This window comes from Citrobacter sp. Cm038, from assembly GCF_030333105.1.
Taxonomy (GTDB): domain Bacteria; phylum Pseudomonadota; class Gammaproteobacteria; order Enterobacterales; family Enterobacteriaceae; genus Citrobacter; species Citrobacter murliniae.
This window is the reverse complement of sequence record NZ_JAOWGO010000013.1, coordinates 1-5,225: the sequence shown is the minus strand read 5'-3', so window position 1 is coordinate 5,225 and position 5,225 is coordinate 1. Positions and strand designations below refer to the sequence as shown.

At 48.8% G+C, this 5,225-nt stretch carries 4 protein-coding genes, 4 tRNA genes and 1 pseudogene; 2 read left to right on the top strand and 7 right to left on the bottom strand.

Annotated features, from left to right (window positions below):
• The 5 genes from tuf to OGY01_RS01640 all read right to left on the bottom strand — a co-directional run.
• Positions 1-1,148: elongation factor Tu (gene tuf / locus OGY01_RS01660; RefSeq protein WP_286492302.1), on the bottom strand; the 1,148-nt coding region annotated here is incomplete at its 3' end.
• Positions 1,149-1,266: 118 nt separating this feature from the next.
• Positions 1,267-1,342: transfer RNA gene (locus OGY01_RS01655), tRNA-Thr, on the bottom strand.
• Positions 1,343-1,347: 5 nt separating this feature from the next.
• Positions 1,348-1,422: transfer RNA gene (locus OGY01_RS01650), tRNA-Gly, on the bottom strand.
• Between the two features lie 113 nt (positions 1,423-1,535).
• Positions 1,536-1,620, bottom strand: a tRNA-Tyr gene (locus tag OGY01_RS01645).
• Positions 1,621-1,628: 8 nt separating this feature from the next.
• Positions 1,629-1,704, bottom strand: a tRNA-Thr gene (locus OGY01_RS01640).
• A gap of 19 nt (positions 1,705-1,723) precedes the next feature.
• On the opposite strand from OGY01_RS01640, the pseudogene OGY01_RS01635 reads away from it, so the two are divergent.
• Both OGY01_RS01635 and coaA read left to right on the top strand, forming a co-directional pair.
• A pseudogene (locus tag OGY01_RS01635) lies at positions 1,724-1,804 on the top strand (hypothetical protein); the annotation flags it as partial.
• Positions 1,805-2,093: 289 nt separating this feature from the next.
• Entirely contained in the window at positions 2,094-3,044 is a 951-nt protein-coding gene (gene coaA / locus OGY01_RS01630; protein WP_045449387.1) for a type I pantothenate kinase, read from the top strand.
• Positions 3,045-3,075: 31 nt separating this feature from the next.
• Here the strand turns inward: coaA and birA are convergent, their stop codons facing one another.
• Both birA and murB read right to left on the bottom strand, forming a co-directional pair.
• A complete protein-coding gene (gene birA, locus OGY01_RS01625) occupies positions 3,076-4,038 on the bottom strand; it encodes a bifunctional biotin--[acetyl-CoA-carboxylase] ligase/biotin operon repressor BirA (RefSeq protein ID WP_286492301.1) in 963 nt (320 codons plus the stop codon).
• A complete protein-coding gene (gene murB, locus OGY01_RS01620; protein WP_284097521.1) occupies positions 4,035-5,063 on the bottom strand; it encodes a UDP-N-acetylmuramate dehydrogenase in 1,029 nt (342 codons plus the stop codon). The genes birA and murB overlap by 4 nt, the downstream gene beginning before the upstream one ends.
• Positions 5,064-5,225 lie beyond the last annotated feature (162 nt).

Here is a 5,225-nt window from a genome sequence, read left to right as displayed (position 1 = left end):
GTACGGCCGCCTTCACGGATTGCGAAACGCAGACCGTCGTCCATCGCGATCGGGTGGATCAGGGTAACAACCATTTTGATGTTGTCGCCCGGCATTACCATCTCTACGCCTTCTGGCAGTTCGATGGTACCAGTCACGTCAGTAGTACGGAAGTAGAACTGCGGACGGTAGCCTTTGAAGAACGGAGTATGACGGCCGCCTTCGTCTTTGGACAGAATGTACACTTCAGATTCGAACTTGGTGTGCGGCTTGATTGAACCCGGCTTAGCCAGTACCTGACCACGTTCGATTTCTTCACGTTTGATACCACGCAGCAGAACACCAACGTTCTCACCAGCACGGCCTTCGTCCAGCAGTTTGCGGAACATTTCAACGCCAGTACAGGTAGACTTAGCAGTCTCTTTGATACCAACGATTTCAACTTCTTCACCAACTTTGATGATACCGCGCTCTACACGACCGGTAACAACGGTACCACGACCGGAGATGGAGAATACGTCTTCGATAGGCAGCAGGAACGGCTTGTCAATCGCACGCTCTGGTTCCGGGATGTAAGAATCCAGGAAGCCAGCCAGTTCGATGATTTTCGCTTCCCACTCTGCTTCGCCTTCCAGCGCTTTCAGAGCAGAACCACGAACGATCGGAGTGTCGTCGCCCGGGAAATCGTACTGAGACAGAAGTTCACGAACTTCCATTTCTACCAGTTCCAGCAGCTCTTCGTCATCAACCATGTCGCATTTGTTCAGGAACACGATGATGTACGGAACGCCTACCTGACGACCCAGCAGGATGTGCTCACGAGTCTGCGGCATCGGGCCGTCAGTCGCAGCAACAACCAGGATCGCGCCGTCCATCTGCGCAGCACCGGTGATCATGTTTTTAACATAGTCGGCGTGGCCCGGGCAGTCTACGTGCGCGTAGTGGCGAGTCGGGGTGTCATATTCAACGTGAGAAGTGTTGATGGTGATACCACGAGCTTTTTCTTCCGGAGCGTTATCGATCTGATCGAATGCGCGAGCAGCACCGCCGTAGGTTTTAGCCAGAACGGTAGTGATTGCAGCGGTCAGCGTTGTTTTACCATGGTCAACGTGGCCGATAGTACCGACGTTAACGTGCGGTTTTGTACGTTCAAATTTTTCTTTAGACATCGATTGTCCCTCTAAGACACGGATAAATCGGTGATATCACCACATCAACCAGGCAATATACCTGAGCTGTTGAATGCTTTTAAAAGTAAACAGAGAGAAACGGGAAGGAGAAGTGAAGTGGTGCTGATACCCAGAGTCGAACTGGGGACCTCACCCTTACCAAGGGTGCGCTCTACCAACTGAGCCATATCAGCACGTCTGGAGCGGGCAGCGGGAATCGAACCCGCATCATCAGCTTGGAAGGCTGAGGTAATAGCCATTATACGATGCCCGCATCCTGAAACTCGGCTACCCAGTTCTTTCTGTAACAAAAAAGAGATTCTCTCTTCTTCGTACGAGCTGATTAATTTTTTAACCAACTCAGGCGGCGATAACGCTGCCAGAAAGTGGTGGTGGGGGAAGGATTCGAACCTTCGAAGTCTGTGACGGCAGATTTACAGTCTGCTCCCTTTGGCCGCTCGGGAACCCCACCGGACTTGATGGTGCCGACTACCGGAATCGAACTGGTGACCTACTGATTACAAGTCAGTTGCTCTACCTACTGAGCTAAGTCGGCATCAAGTAGCGCGCATTTTATGGAGACCTGCGTGCGCATGCAACTAAAAAATTGCATAAAATGTTCTATCGCTCACATTTTGCACTATACGACCGATAAATAATCTATTCGCACTGTGGATTGAGCAAATTTCCAGCGGTCGTTACCCTCTAATGGAGGCATTTTGCTTCACAGCGTGTTTACCTGCAGACAGAAAGTGCATCTTTATATATATGGAATGCCCGTCACATTGCTTTTCAGGTGATGATTTTTTCTTATTATTCGCCCCCATCTGGTGTTACCCTCCTGCCCATTGTCCAAATTAACTGAAATGTGACGTGCCATTGCGTGCCGGGGATGATTCGTTTTTACCACTGACCTGATACAGCAATGACAGCCAGACCATGCGTATGAGTATAAAAGAGCAAGCGTTAATGACGCCTTACCTACAGTTTGATCGCAACCAGTGGGCTGCGCTTCGTGATTCCGTGCCGATGACTCTGACCGAGGACGAGATTGCTCGTCTGAAAGGCATTAATGAAGACCTGTCGCTGGAAGAAGTTGCCGAAATTTATTTGCCTCTGTCGCGTTTACTAAATTTTTATATCAGTTCAAATCTGCGCCGCCAGGCTGTTCTGGAGCAATTCCTGGGCACTAACGGCGAACGTATTCCTTATATCATCAGTATTGCTGGCAGTGTCGCGGTTGGTAAAAGTACGACTGCGCGTGTCCTGCAGGCATTGTTGAGTCGCTGGCCAGAGCATCGCAAGGTTGAGTTGATTACTACCGATGGCTTTCTTCACCCCAATCAGGTGTTGAAAGATCGTGGACTAATGAAGAAGAAAGGCTTCCCTGAGTCCTATGATATGCATCGTCTGGTAAAATTCGTTTCCGATATTAAATCAGGTGTACCAAACGTCACGGCCCCGGTCTATTCACATCTAATTTATGACGTGATTCCTGATGGTGACAAAACTGTCGCACAGCCTGATATATTGATCCTCGAAGGATTAAATGTATTACAAAGCGGGATGGATTATCCTCACGATCCACATCATGTATTTGTTTCTGACTTTGTCGATTTCTCTATTTACGTGGACGCGCCAGAAGAATTACTCCAGACGTGGTATATCAACCGTTTCCTGAAATTCCGCGAAGGGGCATTTACCAATCCGGATTCTTATTTCCATAACTATGCGAAATTATCAGAAGATGAGGCCATTAATACGGCCACCTCTCTTTGGAAAGAAATTAACTGGCTGAATTTAAAGCAAAATATATTACCTACGCGTGAGCGTGCCAGCTTGATTATGACTAAAAGTGGCAACCATGCCGTTGAGCAAGTCAGACTACGAAAATAATAAAAAAGGGGAGCAACGGCTCCCCTTTTTATTATTCTGCACTTCTGAGTGATATTTCTCCGCCCATCCATGGTTTTATCACACCATCTTGCTCAAGCAATAGTGCGCCTTGCGCATCTATTCCCCTAGATATACCAAATATTTCTTTATCCCCGATAATCAGCTTAACGGGCCGATTGATAAAGTTATCCAGTTTTTTCCAACGGGACAGATAAGGCGCTAATCCCTCTTGCTCAAACAGTACCAGCGCAGCACGTAGATCACGGATCAGCCGGGCAGCAAGTGTATTGCGGTCAATGTTAATTCCGGCTTCCTGGAGGTTAATCCATCCTTGATTTACCACATCCTCTTCGACCCGGCGCATGGCCATGTTAATACCTGCGCCAATAACAATCTGCGCTGCATCGCCCGTCTTACCAGTGAGTTCAACCAGAATGCCCGCCAGTTTCCGGTCGAGCAGATAGAGATCGTTAGGCCATTTCACACGAACCTGATCAGCACCCAGATCGCGTAAAACCTCTGCCATGACGATACCAATAACCAGACTCAGGCCAATTGCTGCTGCCGGCCCCTGCTCCAGACGCCAGAACATTGACAGATACAGGTTAGCGCCAAACGGCGAAAACCATTTTCGCCCGCGACGTCCACGCCCGGCATGCTGATATTCAGCGACACAGGCATCGCCTGACTCCAGTTGGCTAATTCGGTCCAGCAGATATTGGTTGGTTGAATCGATAACGGGTAAGACGGTTACATTTCCGCTATTCAGCTGGGAATGAATAAGTGCTGAATCCAACAGCTGGATAGGCTCCGGTAGGCTGTATCCTTTACCAGGAACAGTAAATACATCAACACCCCAGTCGCGCAATGTCTGAACGTGTTTATTGATAGCCGCACGACTCATTCCAAGTTTTTCACCAAGCTGTTCGCCTGAATGAAATTCACCATCTGCTAATAACGAGATGAGCGTCAGGGGTACGGTATTATCCTTCATGTAATAATCTCCACGGCATTCACTTCCCCCTGAGGTCCAATAAACCTCACTTCCGGTTCGAGCCAGACATTGAATTTTTCACCTACTTTTTGACGGACATAATGTGCAAGCTGAACAACATCCTGGCTCGTTGCATTGTCAGCATTAATCAGTACCAGTGCCTGCTGCTGATGTACTGCAGCCCCACCAATACGCATACCTTTTAGCTGGCACTGGTCGATGAGCCAGCCAGCGGCCAGTTTTACGGAACCATCCGCCTGAGGATAATGAGGCGCAGTGGGGAATTGCGAAAGCAAAATCTTTGCCACTTCAGCTGTAACAACCGGGTTTTTAAAGAAGCTTCCCGCATTACCGTGCACTTTCGGATCAGGTAGTTTTGTTGTGCGCATGTGGCAGACGGATTCAAACACCTGCAGAGGAGTCACCGTAACAGGATCAAGGCGAGCTAAGTCACCGTAGGTCAACACCGGCTGCCATTGTTTAGGCAAGCGCAGACCAACAGCCACAATTGCAAAACGATCCTGGTACTCATGTTTGAAGATGCTATCACGGTAACCAAAGCGACATTCTGCGGCATTGACGCGCAATTGCTTGGCTGTGGACAGTTCAACACAGTCAACATATTCACAGACACGTTGTAACTCTACGCCATAAGCACCAATATTCTGGATAGGTGAAGAGCCAACGCAACCGGGAATTAATGCCAGATTTTCCAGCCCCGGCATGCCAAGCTTCAGCGTATGCTGTACCAGGTTGTGCCAGTTTTCACCAGCCCCCACATGTAAATGCCACGCGTCAGGTTGTTCTGTAACCTCAATGCCCTTGATGCGGTTGATGATTACCGCACCATGGAAGGAATCAAGGAACAGGACATTACTCCCTTCGCCCAGGATCAGTACTGGATAATGTAATGCGTTAGCTGATTGCCAGGCACTAAGTAGTTGTTGCTCGTTTTCGGCGCAGACAAGCTCGTTAGCATATTGATCGATACCGAAGGTATTCCAGGCTTTAAGGGAGTGATTCATAGACGCTTTCCTGATGCAAAATCGCGTTTAGTTTACCGCATATACCGCAGGATGGCTTGTGTTATGGAAGAGTGGTTGTGTTGTGCCGGACGGCAGTATTTCCTGCAGTCCGCAGACGCAAAAAAGCCCATCCGGCAGGATGGGCTTCTTCACTGGTTTGAT